Raw genomic sequence first — 16589 nt, 5'->3', positions numbered from 1 at the left:
GCTGGGGCTAACCAGGCAGGCCGACGCCCCGGGCCATCAAGGTGGCCAGGAACGGAATCAGGGCAAAACCCACCAGTTCAATGTTGAGGATCCAGGCCAGCCGCTTGGCCAGGCCTTCGCTGACCTGGGGCAGTTCCCCTTTGCGCAGGGGGATGGCCCAGGTGATGTAGGTGATCGTGGGGTAGAGGGAGAGACCACCCACGGAGAGGTAGAGGCCGACCTTCCACCAGAACAGAGGGTTCTCCGTATAGAACTCTGAGCCCTGTCCGAAGTACATCACCCGCAGGATCCCGCTCACCAGGAGGGCGAGGGCCGCCATTCCGTAGACCACATCGGTGATCACCATCAAGGTGGCGTCCTTGCGGTTGGGGTTGGGCTGGATCAGGCGACGCTCCAGCACGAGGGCGCCGAAGCAGAGCATGAAGCTCAGGTAGTGGACGTAGGCCACGCCCGCTCGGGTGAGAACGGTCGGTGCGATGTCGGCGATCAGAGCCGGGGCGGGCATGGCCTTGGACTGGATGGGGCCTCAGACCGTAGCGAGCGAGCGACTGAGCTGGTTTTGTTCAGGCTTTGGAAGCCAATCTGCAATTGGGAAATAAGTCTGAATTTGGGAAGCAATTTTGAAAGTTGGAAGCTTTTTAGTGGCTTTCTTTTTTGAGTCAAAAACCCCTTAGGTTCAAATCAGCAGAACGCGCAAACATGGCCAGCTCGCTGAGTGCTTTCTTGGGTGAAATTGGTCGTCACCAGTTGTTGACGCCAGAGCAAGAGCTGATGCTTGGCCGCAAGGTACAAGCCATGGTGCAGCTGCACGAGCGCTGCGCTATGGCTGGTGGTGTTGGTGAAGCCTGCAGCTACAACGACATCGAGAAGCGCACGATGCGTGTGGGCGAGCGGGCTAAAGATCAGATGATCACGGCCAACCTGCGCTTGGTGGTCAACCTGGCAAAGCGCTACCAGGGCAAGGGACTTGACCTGTTGGACCTGATCCAAGAGGGGACCCTGGGTCTGACCCGAGCCGTTGAGAAGTACGACCCCACCCGCGGCCACCGCTTCAGTACTTATGCCTACTGGTGGATTCGCCAGGGACTCAACCGTGCGCTCTCGACCCAAAGTCGCACGATTCGTATTCCTGTCAATGTCAACGAAAAACTGACACGTTTGCGGGCTGCAAAGGCGCGTTTGATGCAGCGCAATGGCATGGCGCCTAATTCACAACAGCTGGCCACAGCGTTGGGTTTGCCGCTCGATGAAATTGAGGATTTGCTCGGTTGTGAGCTCCGCAGCGTCACCGTCAGCCTGCAGGGCATCGTCAAATCCAAATCCGATCCCACGGAACTGGTGGATGTGCTTCCCAGTGAGGATCTGCCTCCCATGGAGCGCTGTGAACTGGCGGAGCGCAACGCCGCGGTTTGGAAGCTCCTGGATCAGTCCAATCTCACGCCGAAAGAGCGCACCGTCGTGATGCTGCGCTTTGGTCTCGATGGCAGCCATGAGTGGCGCACCCTCGCTGAGGTGGCCCGTCTCCTGGGCTGCAGTCGGGAGTACTGCCGTCAGGTGGTCCAGCGGGCCCTGCGGAAGCTGCGCAAAGTGGGGATCCAGAGCGGATTGGTCGACGTCAGTTCTGTCGTTCAGTAGGTCGGCCCTCAGAATGGTGTCACCGCTTGAGGTGACACCAGCCCATGGCTGTCGATCCTGCTGCTCAACCCATTGATGCCCAAGTGCTGGGCAGCACCGAGGTCGATGAGGGCGCGCTGCGACGCCTCCTGCGTCGTGCGGGTCGCGCGATCGCCCGGCCTGCCATCGAATGCCTCGAGTTGTTGTTGGATTCCGGCACCCCGCCACAGGTCCGCCTGACGATGCTGGCGGCCCTGACCTATCTGCTGGTTCCGGTTGATTTGATCCCGGACTTCATCCCGGCGGCGGGCTTCAGCGATGACCTGGTGGCCTTGACCGCCCTGCTCGGTCTCTGCTCGAGTCACATGAGCGAACCCATTCGGATGCGGGCGCAGCGCAAACTGGATCGCTGGTTTCCCCCGACGCGCTGATGGCTGCTCTGACCTCTGAGCAGTTAGACGAACTGCAATCGTTCATCAAGGATTGGCTCCGCCACAGCGGCCGGACCCAGTCGGACCTGCGGCGAGCCCTGCGGGCAAGCTCGATTCGGATGCCGGTCCTGCTGGATGAGTTGGACCGCACCTACCGCCGTGACGGTTTGGTGGGCCTGGCTGAACGTCTCTGTGCCATTGAGGCGGTCTGGCAGAGCGAGGACCAAGGCGGGGTTGGTTCCGCCGATGCCGCTCCAGCCGTTGAGGACTCCCTTGGGCAATTGGATCTGCTCCTGGAAGAAATCCGACTGGAAGTCGGAGACGGCTGACGGAGGCCTGCACTCACGTCACAGTGGGTGCACGTTGCACCGTTGAGATGACCTGCGCGCGTTGGCTGGCTTGGGCGTCCGTTGCGGCCCTGGGTGCTGCAATGCCTTCGGCCGTTCATGCCCAGGCGGAGAGTTTCCTCTGGGGACCCGGCAGCAATGTGGGCCCCTCCACCACCGTGGAACCCAAGAACTGCGTGACGGCGGCCGACGGAAGTATCACCTGCGACACCAAGTTGGTGAACCCTCCGGGGGATACTCCGGCTAAGCCTCAGTACACGCCCTTTCGCAATTGAAGTCTCTGTTTTGTGATCGCGCGTTCCTGCGAGGAATCTCGGGTTTCGAACGCGCTCTGGCCAAGGTCCTCTCGGTCACCCTCACCGTGGTGTTGGTGGTCGCGACCCTTCAGCTCCTGATCTTTTTGGGCAGTGACCTGCTGGATTTGCAGGTCAATTGGACCGGTGAGGGCCTGGTGAGCCTGTTGGATCAGGTGCTGGTGATCCTGATTGCCCTGGAGGTGCTGCAGAACCTCACCGCTTACCTGCGGGAGCACGTGATTCAGATCGAATTAGTGCTGGTCACGGCCCTGACCGCAGTGTCCCGCAAGGTGATCGTTTCTCCCCCGGGGATGCAGAAGGACCCTGCGGTTCTGATTGGCTTGGGGGTGGCGATCCTCTCCCTCGCTGCCGCCTATTGGCTGGTGCGGCAATCCAACCTCAAGCGCCCACCGACCAGAACAGAGCTAGCCAGACCGTCCCAGGATTCGGGTCGGTTGCCGTAACCCGATGGCGGCGATGCGGCGCAATCATCAGCGCATCGCCGACGCAGAGGTCCCGCGGCTGCTCTTCGTCTTCAAAGTGCAGCGACGCACTTCCGCGCAGCACCAGAACCCATTCGCTCTCCTCTTGGTCGTACCAGCCCTCGGCTGGGCTGCTGGCCTGGCAGGAATGAATTCGCTCGAGGCGCCAGTTCTGTCCACTGGCGAGCACGTCGGTTTGTTCCTGGCCTGACTCCGGGCAGTCCCCCCGCAGCAGATTGGGTTGATCAGCGGGCCTGTCTGGCTGGGGGCTGCTGTCCCCCCAGCGCCGGCCGATGTCAAAGCCAAATTGGGCCGCCAGTTGGACCACATCGTGGTGGTTGCTGCAGTCTCTGAGGGCTTGCCGAAGCTCGGGCTGGGCTTCAGTCAAGGCCACGAAGGCATTGAGCTGTTGGATCTTCTGGAGGAACTGTTGGAGCTGGGCTTCGGCCATCAGCTCAGTATCGGGTTCAGCGTTTTGCTGAGGTTGAACCGCTCGAAGTGCACCCCGCGGATCAGGAGTTCTTCTCTCCAGCGGATCCGCCAGCCCAGCTTCAGCAGTAGAGGGGTGGAGATCAGGCTGGCTTCGGTGACGAGGGAGCCGAGCTTGTCCTCAGACGCTTCCGCCTCGATGGCCTCAATCAGGGCGCGTCCATGGCCCCGCTGTTGGTGTTCAGGATGGCAATAGAGCAGGGATAGGCGTTGGCTTGGATCCCGCAGGGCAAAGGCGAGGACGCCTCCATCCGTTGCTTCGCTGGCCAGGGCGCGACCGCGCTCGAGCTGAAGTGCAAGTGCCGGACCTTGACTGGCCCAGGCTTCTCTTTGTGCCTGCGTGTACAGCTTCGGGTCGCAACTCAGGACGGCCTGCTGATAAATCGTGATCGCCTCAGAGTGCTCGTCCCTGCGTAATTCACGGATTCGATGCATCGAGGCCTTTGATACTCAACTCCTTGCCGAATTCTGGCTTGGTTTGATCTTCATGGAGCTGGTGCCTAGTTAAACCGTGTTGTATGTTGCACGAGTATCTGGCTCAAGCCCTCTACCTCAATGCTCACCGGTTCCGATCTTCTGGCCAAAGTTAAAGAGCTTGGCGATGTAAGTAAGTCCGATATCGTCCGCGCTTGCGGTTATGTCTCCTCCAAGAAGGACGGCGGCGAGCGTCTGAACTTCACCGCTTTCTACGAAGCGCTTCTCGAGGCCAAGGGCGTTGAGCTGGGCGTGAGCAGCAAGGTCGGCAAGGGTGGCCGCAAGCTCAGCTACATCGCCACCGTTCAGGGCAACGGCAACCTGCTGATCGGTAAGGCCTACACCGCCATGCTGGATCTTCAGCCCGGTGACGAGTTCGAAATCAAGCTCGGCCGTAAGCAGATCCGTCTGATTCCCGCCGGCGGCAGCGACGAAGACGAAGAGTGATCGACAGCCCTAACGGCTGAGCGTGACCTCCACGCCATTGGCCCCCTCCAGCGATTGGAGGGGGCTTTTTTGTGCCCAGCCCAGAACGTTTTGATAGTCCTCGGGATGGCAGCTGAGCAGGATGATTTGAATCCCCTGCTCCATCCCCCGCTGCAACATTGCTTGCAATGGATCGAGGCGTTGCCGATCGGTATTGGTAAAGGCGTCGTCGAAGACCAAGGGCAGGGCACCGTCATAGGCACCCATCAGGACTTCGGCCATGGCCAGTCGCAGCGCCCCTGCGAATTGTTCGCGCATGCCTCCACTGAGTCGCGCAAAGTCATAGGCCTGGCTGTCCTGCAGCAGTTGCAGTTGCTGGAAGCCATGTTTGGGATTGAAGGCCAACAGGGCCTTCTCCGCTCCTGTCGGCAAGAGGGCCCCGAGGTAGGGATTGAGGGCTGAACAGAGCGGTTCGCTGTAGCGATTGGCCAGCTCAGCTTGGGCCTGATGGAAGTGCTCCTGCAGCAGTTGCAGAGCGTTGGCCTCCCGTTCTTGCGTTTGGCGTTCCTGCTGGACGTTCTCCCAGCGGGCCTGGGCTAGCTCCAGTTGAGCACTGGGGTTTTGGGCTCCCAGGCTGGCGCAGCGCTGTTCGTTCTGCCCCCGCTCATTGAGGAGAAGCTCTTTCTCCTGGTTGAGCTGCTCGAGCAGTTGCAGGGCCCCAACGGATCCCTGGCGTTGTTGCTGCAGTGTTTTTCGTTCGCTCTCCATCGCCGCCAATACCGCTCGCCGCTCCTTGACGTCTTGCTCCAGGTGTTGGAGCTGCTCGACGCTCGCTGGGGTTGACTCTTGTTGCAGTCGTTGCTCGACCATCGCCAAGGAGCCGGCGAGTTGCTCGAGCCGATTGCGGCATTGCTCCAGCTGGCGGCTCTGGGCTTGCTCCTGTTGCCGCTGTTGCTGATGCTGTTGCAGCTGCTGATCGAGGGCGCTGCTCTGCTGCTGGATGGTCTGGCGTAGCTGCGTGTCCAGCTCTTCGAGTGCCGTTGGATCGCTGGGCAGTCCCTCCTGGCGATCGAGACTGATGGCTTGCTCCAGGTCCTGCTGGCGCGGGAGCAAGGCACTGAGACGTTCGCTCAACCCGGACCAGGGGATGGCCTTGGCTGCGGTGCGCAGGTCGCTGAGATCCCGCTCCAGGCTGCGCCGTTGTTGCTCAATCGCCTCCGCGGCTTCGCTGTTGACGGCCCCGAGCTGCTGGGTTAACCGTTCGCAGTCTTGGCGGCAGCGCTCCAGCTGAGCCTGGGCCTGGGGCAGCGCGTCGCCGCCGCCGGGACTCACCCGTAGCCGGACGCCAGCTCCAACCTGGAGTTCAGTGATGCTGTTGAGCTGGCGCTTCTCTCCGGCCTGGATCGCTTCATCGGCGAGCGTGATGGCCTGATCGCTTTGGAGCACTTCGATGCTGGTGGCCATGGCCTCCAGCCGCGCCTGGGCCTGGGCGAGGGCCTGCTCGGCGCGCCGCAGTCCGCGCACCTGTTCGGCGTCGATCGGCGGCAGTTGGGACAGGGTTTGCTTGAGCCGGTTCGCTTCTGACTGCAGGCGGTTCATCTCCTGCTGGTGGGCTTCAAGCTGTTGGCGCTCCCGCCGCAGTTGCAGGAGGTCGAGCCGCTGACGCACTCCCTCTTGCTGGGTCCGCAGGGTTTGCAGCTGTTGCTGAGCGGCTGCGATCTGCTGCTCCTGCTTCTGCTGCTGCTCTGTTTTGAGGGCGTCCTGTTCAAGTGCCTGCTTCAGCTGCTCTTGCAGCCGGAGTTGCTCTTGCTGCTGCTCCTGCTGGGTTCGCTTGAGTTCCTGCTGTTGTTTCTGCTGTTGCTCAAGGGTCTGGCGTTGCAGCAGCACCGGTTCAAGTTCCGCCTGCAGCAACTGCTGTTGCTGCTCCAGTTCCCGCTCTCTCAGTAAGGCGGGCCGCAGGTCCTGGTCAATGCAGTGGAGCCTCTCGGCGATGGCGCCCAGGCGCTCCATGGCTTGTTCGAGCTCGAGCAGTTGTTGTTTGGCCCCGTTCAGCTCCTCCAGGCACTCCTGTTCCCGTTGCAGCACTTGGGCGAGGGCTGATCCGGCCTTCACGCGCCCCGTCGGAGTGAACACCTGTCCCAGGCGCTGCTGGAGTTGCTCGACCACCTGGCGATCCAGGGGGGACTGCAGCGTTCCGAGATCGGTCTTGGATTGCAGCTGCTGGAGCAGTCGCTCGTAGTCGTAGCTCTCCGGCTTCCCCTCCAGGGGGTTGAAGCCTGCGTCCCCCTGCCGCACCCAGAGGTGGGCCCAGCGCTCGGGCAGCTGCGCGATCCGCCTGCCTTCGACGGGACCCTCCAGGCCCAGCAGCCGCGCCAGCTCGTCTTCCGCTGCTGGACCACTGAGGGCCTGCCCTTTCTGGTTGCTCAGCTGACAGGTTCCCCCGGCACCAGCGAAGCGTTTGCGCAGCGTCCAGCGTTCTCCCTGGGCGGCAAAACAGAGCTCGACCTCCGGCAGGCCGCCATGGGTGCGTGAGCGCAGCTCCTCCACACCGCGCCCGGTGGCGGTGGAGCGCAGGAAGAGGGTTTTGTGGAGTGCCTCCACCAGGGTGCTTTTGCCCGATTCGTTGACCCCTCCCACCAGGGTCAGTTGGCGGCCAAAGCTGAGCTCTAGATCGAGGTGTTGACGAACCCGTTGCAGGCGGCAGGAGAGCAGGTGCATGGCTTACTCCCCCGCGCAGCGGTGCAGTTCGGCCAGGGCCAGCTGCAGCAGTTCGCGCCGCTCCTCCAGCAGCGCGCTGTCCGCCAGTTCGCTCTGGAGGCGATGGGCGACGTTGGCAATCAAGGGGTCACTGGGGCGCTGGCTGAGGGCCTTGAGCTCGCTTGGATCGGGAGCCTGGGCGCAGCGCCCGCGGCGCTTGAGCCGCAGCAGTTGGGCCTCCAAGCGCTCGATCAGCGCGTCGTAGCGGCGATGACCCTCGAGGCTCAGGCTGCCGCTCTCCTCCAGCAGCAGGAGATGTTGTCCTGGCTCGTCGCCCAGGAGCGTCTGGAGCTGCGCTTCAAAGCGCTCCAGCTCCGCGTCGCTGCTCAGCCGCACCGCCGTGGCGTGCCATTGCAGCATCGCAGTCGCCAGAGGGGTCACCTCGGGAAGACTCCCCCGCTCAGCGCGCACCGCCAGGACGACTCCATCGCGGTAGGCGTCATGGCGGGGAAAGCGATCGGGCTCCGGGGTCCCGCTGTACCAGGCCTTGGCATGGACCTGTTTGAGGCCATGCCAATCCCCCAGGGCGACGTAGTCCAGCTGCTCCAGTAGGCCTGCATCGAGGCGCAGTTGGTTCTGGGCGCTGGCGGGGTTCTCCTCATCGGCATCCAAGTCATCGGAGCCAAAACCATGGATGGAGCCATGGGCAAGCAGGAGGCGAGGGCGGTCGCTGGGCAGTGAGGCCCAATCGATCGATCGCACCCAAGCGGTGGGGTCCTGGCTGTCCGTGCGGCGCAACAGCGGGCAGGGCAGCACGATCGCCTGCTCCAGCACGAGCGGTTCGCGGCTCAGGAGCACCTGGAGGTTGGGGGCCCGGCGCTGGCACTCCTCCTGGAAAAAACGTTGGTGCCAGACACTGCCTGGGGCACCGTGGTCATGGTTGCCAGGAATCACCAGCACCGGGCAGCTCAGGCGGCCGAGGGCCTGGCAGACCGCACTGATGTCACTGCTGCTGGGGGTTGGTGAGTCAAAGAGATCACCGGCGACCAGGAGGAAGGCGGCCGCCTGCTCCTTGGCGCATTGACCGATTTGATCGATGGCGGCGATGCGCACCTGCCGCAACTTGGCCCGCTTGTCGGGGTCCTGGACCCGGGCGTAGGGCTTGCCGATCTGCCAGTCGGCGCTGTGCAGAAAGGACAGCATGGGGTGCGTGGGTGTGGGGCTATTTGAGCGCGGACACACCGGGAGTGGGCCGGTCAGACTGACGCTTGGCGCGCTGCGCCCCCCTTGCCCTTGACCTGATGTCCCTTGCGTTGCTGCGCCGGCTGTTGCTGGCTCTGGTGTTGCTGCTGGGTTTGAGCGTGGCCCAACCTGCCTGGGCCGATGGTGCCCAATTGTTTGAGCTCCACTGCGCGGGCTGTCACCTCAATGGCGGCAACATCATTCGCCGCGGCAAAACCTTGAAGCTGGCGGCCCTAGAGCGCCAGGGCATTGCCTCCCAGGAGGCCATTGCGGCGATCGCTGCCCAGGGCCAGGGGCAGATGAGCGGCTACGCGGAGGCTCTGGGTGAGGACGGCGTTCAGCAGGTGGCCGAGTGGGTCTGGCAGCAGAGCCAGGCGGGCTGGCCGAAGGCCTGATCTAGAAGGCCTGGATCCAGGGGTAGACCTCGAGGGCGGTCCAGATTCCCTGGCGCCAATACACATCGTTGTGGAGCAGATCCACCACCTGCTGCTTGGACTCGGCCTCGTAGATCCCGAAGACGTGGCTGCTGGTTTCCGTGGGTCCCAGGGTGATCAATACGCCGTCATCCTTTTGGCGCTGCAGCCCCGCGAGATGCTCCTCGCGGTAAGGGGTGCGCTTCTCCAGCGCGTTCTCGCAGTAGGTCCCCCAGAGAACAAAGCGCACGGATCAGCAGGCGTGTGCGAGCAAGTTACAGCCAGCCACCGGCGAAGATCGGCTGGCGAATTTTGGCGGGCAGCAGCACCGGCAGGTTGCTGGGTTCGGCGCCGGCTTTGTCGCTCCAGCGCACCTTGCAACGGAAGTTGCCGTCCTTGACTTTGAGCACGTATTGCTGAGGAACGGCCTGTTCGGGCATCAGGTACTGGGCCTGATTGCAGGCATCCACCTCAGAGATGTTGGAGGTGTACTCACTCCAGCCGGCCTGGGCGGCGCTGGGGGCGACCAGCAGCGCGGCGCCAAGGAGTCCACGGGAGAGGCGGTTGCGCAGCGCCATTGAAAACGGTCCCTCGCAGGGGCGAACTGCGCTGATTCTGCCGTGCGGATCGAGGGCTGGCCGCTTAGTTGTCGAGGGCCTGGCGCAGTTGGCCGCAGAACTGACCCGCAGCAGCAGCAATGTCCCCCTGCTGGCTGTGGCTTTCAGCCATGACCTTGACCAGGGCGCTGCCGACGATGGCGCCATCGGCGCCCCAATCACGAACTTGGCGCGCCTGCTCGGGGCCGGAGATGCCAAAGCCAACGGCGACTGGGGTTGGCCCCATTCCTTTGAGTTGATGCACCAGGGTGGCGACCCGGTTTTCCAGGGTGGTGCGGACCCCGGTGACCCCGGTGACGCTCACCAGGTAGGTGAAGCCGCGGCTGGCCTGGGCGATGCGGGCCATGCGATCGCTCGGGGTGGTGGGCGCCACCAGCAGCACGAGATCCAGCCCTGCCGCTTCGGCAATGGCCGACAGCTTTTCTGCTTCTTCCAGGGGGAGATCAGGCACCACCAGGCCGGCGGCACCCGCCGCTGCGGCATCGCGGCAGAAGGTCTCCATGCCGCGGTTCAGCAAGGGGTTGCTGTAGGTGAAGAGGATCACCGGGATGGTGAGCTCGCCCTTGAGGCTGCGGAGCATCTCCAGCACCCGACCAGGGGTGGTCCCGCTGCCCAGTGCTCGGCTGGCCGCGGCTTGGATCACCGGACCATCGGCCAGGGGATCGCTGTAGGGAATCCCCAGTTCGATCATGTCGGCCCCGCCGGCCTCCAGGGCCAGGAGGGTGGAGCGGGTGTGCTCCAGATCCGGATCGCCGGCCATCAGGAATGGCATCAAGGCGCAGCGGCCCTCGGTCTTGAGCTTCTGAAAACGCTGCTGGATCGGGGTGCTGGTGGTCACGGCAGCGTGAGATCTGCAGCTGAGCCTATGGCCTCAGCCTTCGCTGTCCTGGGCGAGTTCCCGCATGAGCTTCTCTTGCTCTTCGGGGCTGAGGGCGTCAAAACGCTTCTGCAGCTCTTCGTCGGTGGCAGCGTCGTAACCCGAGCGGTAGCGGCGGCGCTGCTCCATGTAGGTCATGTTTCCGGTCACGACCCGGAACAAGTAAGAGCCCGTCCAGACCAGGACGATGACCACCAGGAGGGCCTGGGCGGCAATGCCCGCACTAAACCCTTCAAAGCCAGCGGCTTGGAAGCCCCAGTAACCGATACCGCCGATGCCAAAGATGGCCAGGCCGGCCAGAAGCGCCTTGCCGCGTGTGATGCCGGATCCCATTAAGTGTTGCCCTGGCCCTGCAGACGCAGATTCACGAAGGGGGCGAAGACGATCAGTCCGGGGAAGAACAGGAAGACCAGTCCATAGACCGCCGTGCGCTCGATCTTGCCCATCACGGTCCAGCGCTTGGTCATCCAAGCCATCAGAGCCAGGGGGACTGCCACCAGGTAGGCACCGGCCAGTGCCCCGTAGGCGGCCAGCACCAGCAGGGTCTCATTGGTGAGGGAACTGAGGAACCCGGGCAGCGGCACGGCGATGGTGCAACGTCCCGGCAAATCTAAGATGGTCTGCGCCGGGACCATGGCGGAATTGGTAGACGCAGCGGACTTAAAATCCGCAGACGGCAACGTTGTGAGGGTTCAAGTCCCTCTGGTCCCACTGACTGCTCTTAGCGAGCTTCGCCGTTCATCCAGCTGATCCAGTCCGCTGAAATCTCTTTCGGGCAGACGGCTTCGCATTCGAGATTGCTGCTGCAACTCCCGAATCCTTCCTGCTCCATCGCGGCCTGCATCGAACGCGCCCGTGAGCGCCGTTCGGGTTGTCCCTGGGGGAGCTGGCCGAGGTGAGCCAACTTGGCGGCGGTGAAGAGGCTCGCCGAGGCATTGCGGCAACTGGCAACGCAGGCGCCACAGCCGATACAGGTGGCTGTTTCAAAGGCGGACAGAGCCTGCTCCTGTCCGATCAACATCGCGTTCCCATCGGGTGCCTGCCCGGTGTTGATCGAGCAGTAGCCGCCGGCGGCAATGATCCGGTCCAGGGCTGAGCGTTCAACCGCCAGATCTTGAAGGAGAGGGAAGGCCGCAGCGCGCCAGGGTTCCAAGGTCACGGTTTCTCCGTCCTGGAACTCCCTGACGTAGAGCTGGCAAACAGTCGTCGCCCGCTGGGAGCCATGGGCCTGGCCATTGACGAGGAATCCGCAACTGCCGCAGATCCCTTCCCTGCAGTCGTGCTCGAAGTAGATCGGGCGCTCATCGCTGCGAATGAGCTGATCGTTCAACTGATCCAGCACCTCCAGCAAAGAAAGGTCTGGGCTGAGGCCTTGGAGCGTGTAGGTCTGGAAGGTGCCCTTGGTCTGCTGGTGCTCCTGGCGCCAGATCCTCAGCGTGAGAGAGAGGGTGGGCGTCATCGGTAGCTGCGGGTGCTGGGTTGCAGGGCTGTGAACTGCAGAGGTTCGCTGTGACGTAAGGGGTCGGCACCGTCTTGGTACTCCCAGGCGGCGATGTGGGCGAAGTGCTCGTCATCTCTCTGGGCTTCACCCTCTGGGGTTTGGTGCTCCTCGCGGAAGTGGGCCCCACAGGATTCTTCGCGGGCCAGGGCGTCCCGGAGCATCAACTGGGCTAAGCCAAAGAAGTCGCTTAACCGAAGCCCTTTTTCCAATTCGAGATTGGGTCCCTCGGCGCCGCCTGGAATGCGAACCCGCGCGCGGAAGTCCTGCTCGAGTTCACGGACCTCCTGGAGTCCCTGGCTCAGTCCAGCGGCATCACGGCTGATGCCGCAGCGCTCGATCATCGTCAGGCCCAACTGACGGTGGAATTGATCGACTGGGGTGTCACCTTTCGTGGCGACCAGGCTGGCAATTCGTGTCTGGGCAGCCGCCAGGGCTTCCCGGCAGGCCGAATGGTCTTGCGTGACCAGCGGTCCGCTGTGACTCGCCAGCCATGCGGTGACGGTGGCTGGTGCGATGAAGTAGCCGTCTGCGAGGCCTTGCATCAGGGCGCTGGCGCCAAGGCGGTTGGCCCCATGTTCAGAGAAGTTGGCTTCCCCGAGCACGAAGAGCCCAGGAATGGAGCTCATCAGGTGGTAGTCAACCCAAAGCCCGCCCATCGTGTAGTGCGGTGCGGGGTAGATCTTGAGCGGCTTGGCGTACGGGTCTTCGCCGCTAATCCGCTCATACATCTCCAGAAGGTTGCCGTAGCGCTTCTCGATGACATCGCGGCCGCTCTCTCGGATGGCATCGCGAAGATCCAGGTAGATCGAGCGACCGGCTGGGCCCACACCTTGGCCTTCATTGCAGAGCTCCCGTGCCCTGCGGGATGCCACATCCCTCGGGACCATGTTCCCGTAGCTGGGGTATTGGCGCTCGAGGAAATAGTCCCGCTCGGTCTCAGGAATGGTCTCTGGATCACGGCTGTCCTGGCGGCGTTGCGGCAGCCAGACGCGGCCATCGTTGCGCAGGCTCTCGCTCATGAGCGTGAGCTTGCTCTGGTAGGGATCGCCGCTGGGGATGCAGGTGGGGTGGATCTGTGTGAAGCAGGGATTGGCAAAGAGGGCCCCCTGTTCATGGGCCCGCCAGATCGCACTGGCGTTGGATTTCAGGGCATTGGTGGAGAGGAAGTAGACGTTGCTGTAGCCACCGGTGGCGAGCACCACCGCATGGCCCGTGTGGGTTTCCAGGGCTCCACTGAGCAGATTGCGGCAGATCACCCCTCGGGCGACCCCGTCGACGCGAATCAGCTCAAGCAGATCCCGCCGGGGTAGCAGTTCCACCCGCCCGAGTTGCACCTGGCGCATCAGGGCCTGGTAGGCGCCGTAGAGCAGCTGCTGACCGGTCTGCCCACGGGCATAAAAAGTGCGGCTCACCAGGGAGCCGCCGAAGTTGCGGGTGGCCAAGGTGCCGCCGTACTCGCGGGCAAAGGGCACCCCCTGGGCCACGCATTGATCAATGATCGCGCTGCTGATTTCAGCGAGGCGGTGACAGCCCGCTTCGCGGGCGCGGAAGTCGCCGCCGCGGACGGTATCCCTGAACAGTCGGCTGATGCTGTCGCCGTCAACGGCAACCGGCCGGGCGGCGTTGATCCCGCCCTGGGCAGCGACCGAGTGGGCACGGCGGGGACTGTCGTGAAAGGTGATCACCTTCACGCGGTAACCCTGCTCCGCCAGGGTCGCTGCGGCCGAGGATCCAGCTAAGCCCGTTCCAACAACCAGGATCGTCAGCTCTCGCTTGCGCAGCGGGCTGATCAGGGGCAGCTCTTCCTTGGTTCTTGTCCAGGCATCACGAACCGGACCCGAGGGAATTCGAGGATTGAGGGCGTTCATCGGCGTCATCCCTGCAAGGCCAACCAGCCGGCGGAACCGGCGAAGCCCAGGCCAAGAATCAATCCCACTGCGCGGGCCGTGCTGCGGATGATCCCAGCGTTCTCTGGACTGAGGACTCCCAAGCTGCGCTGTGCCGACTCACCGCCCTGGACGACATGCAGTCCGAGGGCAAGGCAGGCCAGTCCGTAGAGGGTCAGGGTGATGGGGGACTGGAGGCTTGCGCTCAAGTGCAGGAGCTCGAGGCCAGGGGCTGGTCGCGGTAGTCGTAGCTGTTTGAGGTGGACAGCGATGAAGAGCAGCAGGGTGAGACCGCCGAGGGGTTGCAAGCGGGCGCTCCAGCTGCCAAGACGATCGCCACGTCGACTCTGGAGCTGAGCATGGTTTCCCGCTCTCCAGTTGCTGAGAGTTTTGCCCAGGCTGAGGCTGACGTGCAGGCCGGCCGCGAGTAGCAGCAGTCCCTCAACGACAGGCAGCCACCAGCTGTGATGCAGGGCGCTGGCGTAGTGCTCGAACTGCAGTGGCGCGAGAGGAGCAATGGCGACGCCGATGAGATGAAGCACAAGGAACGCCATCAGCATCAGGCCGGAGCCTGCCAGGAGCACGCGGCGGACCATGGCCATCGGTTGCTGCCTTGAACGCTAGGCAGGTCGCCTCCGCTTCATGACAAATCGGCTGACAGTTTGAAAAGCCGTGGCCAGGCTGATCACTGTTGAGCCCTGGCCCGTTCTTCATGCTTGAGCTGCTGCCGCCGCTCAACGATCACAACCTCCCTTGGATGGACACGATTCATCCAATCGTGGTGCATTTCGTGATCGCCATGGCCCTGATCGGGTTCGTGTTCGATCTGATCGGGGTGATCTGGCGCCGCCCGGCGCTGTTTGAAGCCAGTTTCTGGAATTTGTTATTCGCGACGGGCGCGATCTTCGTTGCGATCATTTTTGGTCAGGTGGAGGCCGGTTTGGCCTCGCCCTATGGCGCAGCGCGCAACATCCTTGATATTCACACCACGATTGGCTGGTCCCTGGCCGGTGTGTTGTCGCTGTTGACGGGCTGGCGCTATGTGCTGCGCAGCCGTGATCCTGAGGCGCTGCCCCTCTCCTTTCTCGGCGCTGGGGCCTTGGTCAGTGCCTTGATCATGGTCCAGGTGGTCCTGGGCGACAAGCTGATCTGGACCTATGGCCTGCACACCGTGAAGGTGGTGGCGGCCACGCGGGAGGGGCTGATCTGATGCTCGTTCAGGCGATGGCCTTGGCCTACAGCCCAGAGGCCACTCCCATTGATCAAATCGCGGGGGAGTTAGGGCCGAATGGCTTGCCCTATGCCCTGCCCATTCATCCGAATTTGGTGCACCTCACCATCGGTTTGTTTGTGATTGCGATTGCCTTTGATGTGGTGGGTGCTCTGTACCCCCTGGAAAAACGGGTCTTTCGCTTTTTGGCCCTTCCGATTACCCGCGGGGGCTTTCACGACGTCGGTTGGTACAACCTGCTGGCCTGCTGCCTGGTGACTTTTTTCACCGTCGCCAGTGGCTTCTACGAAATGCTCACCGCCGTCCCGCTGCCGGGTGTTGTGAGCACCTTTGGGCTCGGCAGCATGACCACGATGCTCTGGCATGGCGTGGGCGGCGTGCTGCTGCTCACGGTGATTACGGCCATGACCGTTTGGCGTGGTTTCCAGCGCTATCTCTGGCGGCGCGACATGGGGCGCCAGGTGCAGTGGCTCTACCTGCTAGTCGGCCTCGGCATGTTTGCGCTGCTGGGTTTGCACGGGACCCTCGGCGCCCAGTTGGCAGCTGAATTCGGTGTGCACATCGCGGCTGACCAGTTGCTGCAGGCCGGCGCTGACCTTCACACCGCCCTGCCCTGAGATGAGCAATAGCGCCCCCCGCCCCAGCCTCTCCCGGCCCGCTCTGTTGGCCTGGTTGGTTTGGGTTGTTCTGCTCCTGGCCCTCAGCGTCTGGATGGGTCAGCAGTCCCACCATTGGCTTCCTGTTCAGGCCTCAACGGCGGCGCCGTTGGTGGATGACCTGTTCAGCTTGGAGACCGCCATCGGCACCTTCGTCTTCTTTGGCGTGGTCTCGGTGATGGTCTGGGTGGTGCTCTTCAACCGCGCCGAGAAGTACGACGACAGCGACGCCTTCCCAATTGAAGGCAACACGAAGTTGGAGGTCATCTGGACCGCTATTCCCTTTGTGTTGGTGATGGCGATTGCCTTCTGGACGATTCGCGCCAGCGACAAGTTGGGGATGTTGGGTCCGATGGAGCACATCCATCTGCGCAATTCCACAGAAGAGGTGGGGGGCTATCCCGGCGATCGCTTGCCGGCTGAACAGGTCGAGGTGATTGCCCGTCAATGGTCCTGGGAGTTTCGCTATCCCGGCAGCAACGTCTCTTCGACTGAGCTGCACCTGGAGCTGGATCAACCGGTGAGTTTGCGGTTGGTCTCCGAGGACGTGCTCCACAGCTTGTTTATCCCCGCCTTCCGCATCAAACAGGACGTGGTTCCTGGCCGGGCGATTGATCTGAATCTCACGCCAACGCGCGAGGGGATCTACCGCCTGCGGGATGCCCAGTTCAGTGGCACCTGGCATGCCGCGAATCAGGTCGATGTGGTGGTGGAGAACTCCCAGGCCCATCAGCAGTGGCTCGAGCAGGCCGCGCGCCAACCGCTGCAGCCGGGCCTGAGCCTTGCCGTGGATGAGTTCGCCATCCGTCAGACCAAGCCCAACCCGGGCTGGGCGACCGTCCCTCCCGCTCCGCCCCCTCAGGTGAATGTCCCTGGAGACCCCAATCAGCCCCATGACGCCTGAGACCTG

The 16589-nt window shown here is 63.1% G+C and carries 23 protein-coding genes and 1 tRNA gene; 11 read left to right on the top strand and 13 right to left on the bottom strand.

The annotated features are described in order from the left end of the window. Positions 1-7: 7 nt before the first annotated feature. A complete protein-coding gene (locus QZ186_RS02350) occupies positions 8-505 on the bottom strand; it encodes a DUF2214 family protein (protein WP_010315862.1) in 498 nt (165 codons plus the stop codon). A gap of 194 nt (positions 506-699) precedes the next feature. Between QZ186_RS02350 and QZ186_RS02345 the strand changes: the two genes are divergently transcribed. Genes QZ186_RS02345 through QZ186_RS02325 form a run of 5 tightly spaced genes read left to right on the top strand, consistent with a single transcriptional unit; the run spans position 700 to position 3152 of the window. Further along, positions 700-1635 carry a sigma-70 family RNA polymerase sigma factor gene (locus QZ186_RS02345; RefSeq protein ID WP_010315864.1) on the top strand — a complete coding sequence of 312 codons (936 nt, stop codon included), beginning with the start codon at positions 700-702 and terminating at the stop codon, positions 1633-1635. 44 nt (positions 1636-1679) lie between these two features. After that, complete coding sequence (locus QZ186_RS02340; RefSeq protein WP_010315866.1) at positions 1680-2045, top strand: DUF1232 domain-containing protein; 366 nt, start codon at positions 1680-1682, stop codon at positions 2043-2045. Further along, entirely contained in the window at positions 2045-2374 is a 330-nt protein-coding gene (locus QZ186_RS02335; protein ID WP_247477465.1) for a hypothetical protein, read from the top strand. Before QZ186_RS02340 ends, QZ186_RS02335 begins: the two co-directional genes overlap by 1 nt. Before the next feature lie 47 nt (positions 2375-2421). After that, positions 2422-2667 (top strand): hypothetical protein, encoded by a 246-nt coding sequence (locus QZ186_RS02330; RefSeq protein WP_010315870.1) that lies wholly within the window; start codon positions 2422-2424, stop codon positions 2665-2667. After that, positions 2664-3152 (top strand): phosphate-starvation-inducible PsiE family protein, encoded by a 489-nt coding sequence (locus QZ186_RS02325; RefSeq protein ID WP_010315872.1) that lies wholly within the window; start codon positions 2664-2666, stop codon positions 3150-3152. The genes QZ186_RS02330 and QZ186_RS02325 overlap by 4 nt, the downstream gene beginning before the upstream one ends. On the opposite strand, the gene QZ186_RS02320 is transcribed toward QZ186_RS02325, so the two are convergent. Together QZ186_RS02320 and QZ186_RS02315 are read right to left on the bottom strand one after the other, a co-directional pair. After that, positions 3088-3621 (bottom strand): Nif11 domain/cupin domain-containing protein, encoded by a 534-nt coding sequence (locus tag QZ186_RS02320; protein ID WP_247477467.1) that lies wholly within the window; start codon positions 3619-3621, stop codon positions 3088-3090. The genes QZ186_RS02325 and QZ186_RS02320 overlap by 65 nt on opposite strands. After that, on the bottom strand, positions 3621-4094 hold the full coding sequence (locus QZ186_RS02315; RefSeq protein WP_296415606.1) for a GNAT family N-acetyltransferase: 474 nt from the start codon (positions 4092-4094) through the stop codon (positions 3621-3623). Before QZ186_RS02315 ends, QZ186_RS02320 begins: the two co-directional genes overlap by 1 nt. Before the next feature lie 120 nt (positions 4095-4214). On the opposite strand from QZ186_RS02315, the gene QZ186_RS02310 reads away from it, so the two are divergent. Continuing rightward, a complete protein-coding gene (locus QZ186_RS02310; protein WP_010315879.1) occupies positions 4215-4580 on the top strand; it encodes an AbrB family transcriptional regulator in 366 nt (121 codons plus the stop codon). Positions 4581-4589: 9 nt separating this feature from the next. Here the strand turns inward: QZ186_RS02310 and QZ186_RS02305 are convergent, their stop codons facing one another. Together QZ186_RS02305 and QZ186_RS02300 are read right to left on the bottom strand one after the other, a co-directional pair. After that, entirely contained in the window at positions 4590-7277 is a 2688-nt protein-coding gene (locus QZ186_RS02305; RefSeq protein ID WP_296415604.1) for a hypothetical protein, read from the bottom strand. Positions 7278-7280: 3 nt separating this feature from the next. Then, positions 7281-8459 carry a DNA repair exonuclease gene (locus QZ186_RS02300; RefSeq protein WP_010315882.1) on the bottom strand — a complete coding sequence of 393 codons (1179 nt, stop codon included), beginning with the start codon at positions 8457-8459 and terminating at the stop codon, positions 7281-7283. 98 nt (positions 8460-8557) lie between these two features. Here QZ186_RS02300 and QZ186_RS02295 point away from each other — a divergent pair, with 98 nt between their 5' ends. After that, complete coding sequence (locus tag QZ186_RS02295; RefSeq protein WP_296415601.1) at positions 8558-8893, top strand: c-type cytochrome; 336 nt, start codon at positions 8558-8560, stop codon at positions 8891-8893. Between the two features lies 1 nt (position 8894). On the opposite strand, the gene QZ186_RS02290 is transcribed toward QZ186_RS02295, so the two are convergent. From QZ186_RS02290 to QZ186_RS02270, 5 genes are all read right to left on the bottom strand, one after another. After that, positions 8895-9161, bottom strand: a complete 267-nt coding sequence (locus tag QZ186_RS02290; protein ID WP_010315887.1) for a YciI family protein — start codon at positions 9159-9161, stop codon at positions 8895-8897. 25 nt (positions 9162-9186) lie between these two features. Then, entirely contained in the window at positions 9187-9489 is a 303-nt protein-coding gene (locus tag QZ186_RS02285; RefSeq protein ID WP_296415598.1) for a hypothetical protein, read from the bottom strand. Positions 9490-9553: 64 nt separating this feature from the next. Beyond that, complete coding sequence (trpA, locus tag QZ186_RS02280; RefSeq protein ID WP_296415596.1) at positions 9554-10366, bottom strand: tryptophan synthase subunit alpha; 813 nt, start codon at positions 10364-10366, stop codon at positions 9554-9556. Positions 10367-10399: 33 nt separating this feature from the next. After that, on the bottom strand, positions 10400-10726 hold the full coding sequence (locus tag QZ186_RS02275) for a DUF3007 family protein (protein WP_029626195.1): 327 nt from the start codon (positions 10724-10726) through the stop codon (positions 10400-10402). Positions 10727-10737: 11 nt separating this feature from the next. Further along, the gene (locus QZ186_RS02270) at positions 10738-10989 is read right to left on the bottom strand and encodes an NAD(P)H-quinone oxidoreductase subunit L (RefSeq protein WP_296415593.1); all 252 of its coding nucleotides are present in this window, start codon (positions 10987-10989) and stop codon (positions 10738-10740) included. 43 nt (positions 10990-11032) lie between these two features. Between QZ186_RS02270 and QZ186_RS02265 the strand changes: the two genes are divergently transcribed. After that, positions 11033-11116 (top strand) — tRNA-Leu (locus QZ186_RS02265). Positions 11117-11126: 10 nt separating this feature from the next. Here the strand turns inward: QZ186_RS02265 and QZ186_RS02260 are convergent. Genes QZ186_RS02260 through QZ186_RS02250 form a run of 3 tightly spaced genes read right to left on the bottom strand, consistent with a single transcriptional unit; the run spans position 11127 to position 14388 of the window. After that, entirely contained in the window at positions 11127-11864 is a 738-nt protein-coding gene (locus QZ186_RS02260) for a succinate dehydrogenase/fumarate reductase iron-sulfur subunit (protein WP_296415590.1), read from the bottom strand. After that, entirely contained in the window at positions 11861-13774 is a 1914-nt protein-coding gene (locus QZ186_RS02255) for a fumarate reductase/succinate dehydrogenase flavoprotein subunit (RefSeq protein WP_296415680.1), read from the bottom strand. Before QZ186_RS02255 ends, QZ186_RS02260 begins: the two co-directional genes overlap by 4 nt. A gap of 5 nt (positions 13775-13779) precedes the next feature. Then, complete coding sequence (locus tag QZ186_RS02250; protein ID WP_296415589.1) at positions 13780-14388, bottom strand: succinate dehydrogenase; 609 nt, start codon at positions 14386-14388, stop codon at positions 13780-13782. A 116-nt stretch (positions 14389-14504) separates the two neighbouring features. Between QZ186_RS02250 and QZ186_RS02245 the strand changes: the two genes are divergently transcribed. The 3 genes from QZ186_RS02245 to QZ186_RS02235 are packed head-to-tail and all read left to right on the top strand — an operon-like array spanning position 14505 to position 16583. Beyond that, positions 14505-15002 carry a DUF2231 domain-containing protein gene (locus QZ186_RS02245; protein WP_247477493.1) on the top strand — a complete coding sequence of 166 codons (498 nt, stop codon included), beginning with the start codon at positions 14505-14507 and terminating at the stop codon, positions 15000-15002. Next, entirely contained in the window at positions 15002-15640 is a 639-nt protein-coding gene (locus QZ186_RS02240; RefSeq protein ID WP_010315899.1) for a DUF2231 domain-containing protein, read from the top strand. The genes QZ186_RS02245 and QZ186_RS02240 overlap by 1 nt, the downstream gene beginning before the upstream one ends. Before the next feature lies 1 nt (position 15641). Then, entirely contained in the window at positions 15642-16583 is a 942-nt protein-coding gene (locus QZ186_RS02235) for a cytochrome c oxidase subunit II (RefSeq protein ID WP_296415584.1), read from the top strand. The last annotated feature ends 6 nt before the right edge of the window (positions 16584-16589 follow it).

It is taken from the genome of Vulcanococcus sp. DEBay_Sum29NL08_54, assembly GCF_017859255.1.
Classification (GTDB): domain Bacteria; phylum Cyanobacteriota; class Cyanobacteriia; order PCC-6307; family Cyanobiaceae; genus Vulcanococcus.
Note: the sequence above shows the minus strand (reverse complement) of the source record. Positions and strands in the feature narration are given on the sequence as shown.

Coding starts and splice junctions, on each gene's coding strand:
- QZ186_RS02245 (WP_247477493.1), top strand. CDS start 14,505: ATGCTTGAGCTGCTGCCGCCGCTCAACGATCACAACCTCCCTTGGATG.
- QZ186_RS02255 (WP_296415680.1), bottom strand. CDS start 13,774: ATGAACGCCCTCAATCCTCGAATTCCCTCGGGTCCGGTTCGTGATGCC.
- QZ186_RS02310 (WP_010315879.1), top strand. CDS start 4,215: ATGCTCACCGGTTCCGATCTTCTGGCCAAAGTTAAAGAGCTTGGCGAT.
- QZ186_RS02315 (WP_296415606.1), bottom strand. CDS start 4,094: ATGCATCGAATCCGTGAATTACGCAGGGACGAGCACTCTGAGGCGATC.
- QZ186_RS02345 (WP_010315864.1), top strand. CDS start 700: ATGGCCAGCTCGCTGAGTGCTTTCTTGGGTGAAATTGGTCGTCACCAG.
- QZ186_RS02300 (WP_010315882.1), bottom strand. CDS start 8,459: ATGCTGTCCTTTCTGCACAGCGCCGACTGGCAGATCGGCAAGCCCTAC.
- QZ186_RS02295 (WP_296415601.1), top strand. CDS start 8,558: ATGTCCCTTGCGTTGCTGCGCCGGCTGTTGCTGGCTCTGGTGTTGCTG.
- QZ186_RS02320 (WP_247477467.1), bottom strand. CDS start 3,621: ATGGCCGAAGCCCAGCTCCAACAGTTCCTCCAGAAGATCCAACAGCTC.
- QZ186_RS02250 (WP_296415589.1), bottom strand. CDS start 14,388: ATGGTCCGCCGCGTGCTCCTGGCAGGCTCCGGCCTGATGCTGATGGCG.
- QZ186_RS02340 (WP_010315866.1), top strand. CDS start 1,680: ATGGCTGTCGATCCTGCTGCTCAACCCATTGATGCCCAAGTGCTGGGC.
- QZ186_RS02240 (WP_010315899.1), top strand. CDS start 15,002: ATGCTCGTTCAGGCGATGGCCTTGGCCTACAGCCCAGAGGCCACTCCC.
- QZ186_RS02350 (WP_010315862.1), bottom strand. CDS start 505: ATGCCCGCCCCGGCTCTGATCGCCGACATCGCACCGACCGTTCTCACC.
- QZ186_RS02235 (WP_296415584.1), top strand. CDS start 15,642: ATGAGCAATAGCGCCCCCCGCCCCAGCCTCTCCCGGCCCGCTCTGTTG.
- QZ186_RS02260 (WP_296415590.1), bottom strand. CDS start 11,864: ATGACGCCCACCCTCTCTCTCACGCTGAGGATCTGGCGCCAGGAGCAC.
- QZ186_RS02305 (WP_296415604.1), bottom strand. CDS start 7,277: ATGCACCTGCTCTCCTGCCGCCTGCAACGGGTTCGTCAACACCTCGAT.
- QZ186_RS02330 (WP_010315870.1), top strand. CDS start 2,422: ATGACCTGCGCGCGTTGGCTGGCTTGGGCGTCCGTTGCGGCCCTGGGT.
- QZ186_RS02335 (WP_247477465.1), top strand. CDS start 2,045: ATGGCTGCTCTGACCTCTGAGCAGTTAGACGAACTGCAATCGTTCATC.
- QZ186_RS02285 (WP_296415598.1), bottom strand. CDS start 9,489: ATGGCGCTGCGCAACCGCCTCTCCCGTGGACTCCTTGGCGCCGCGCTG.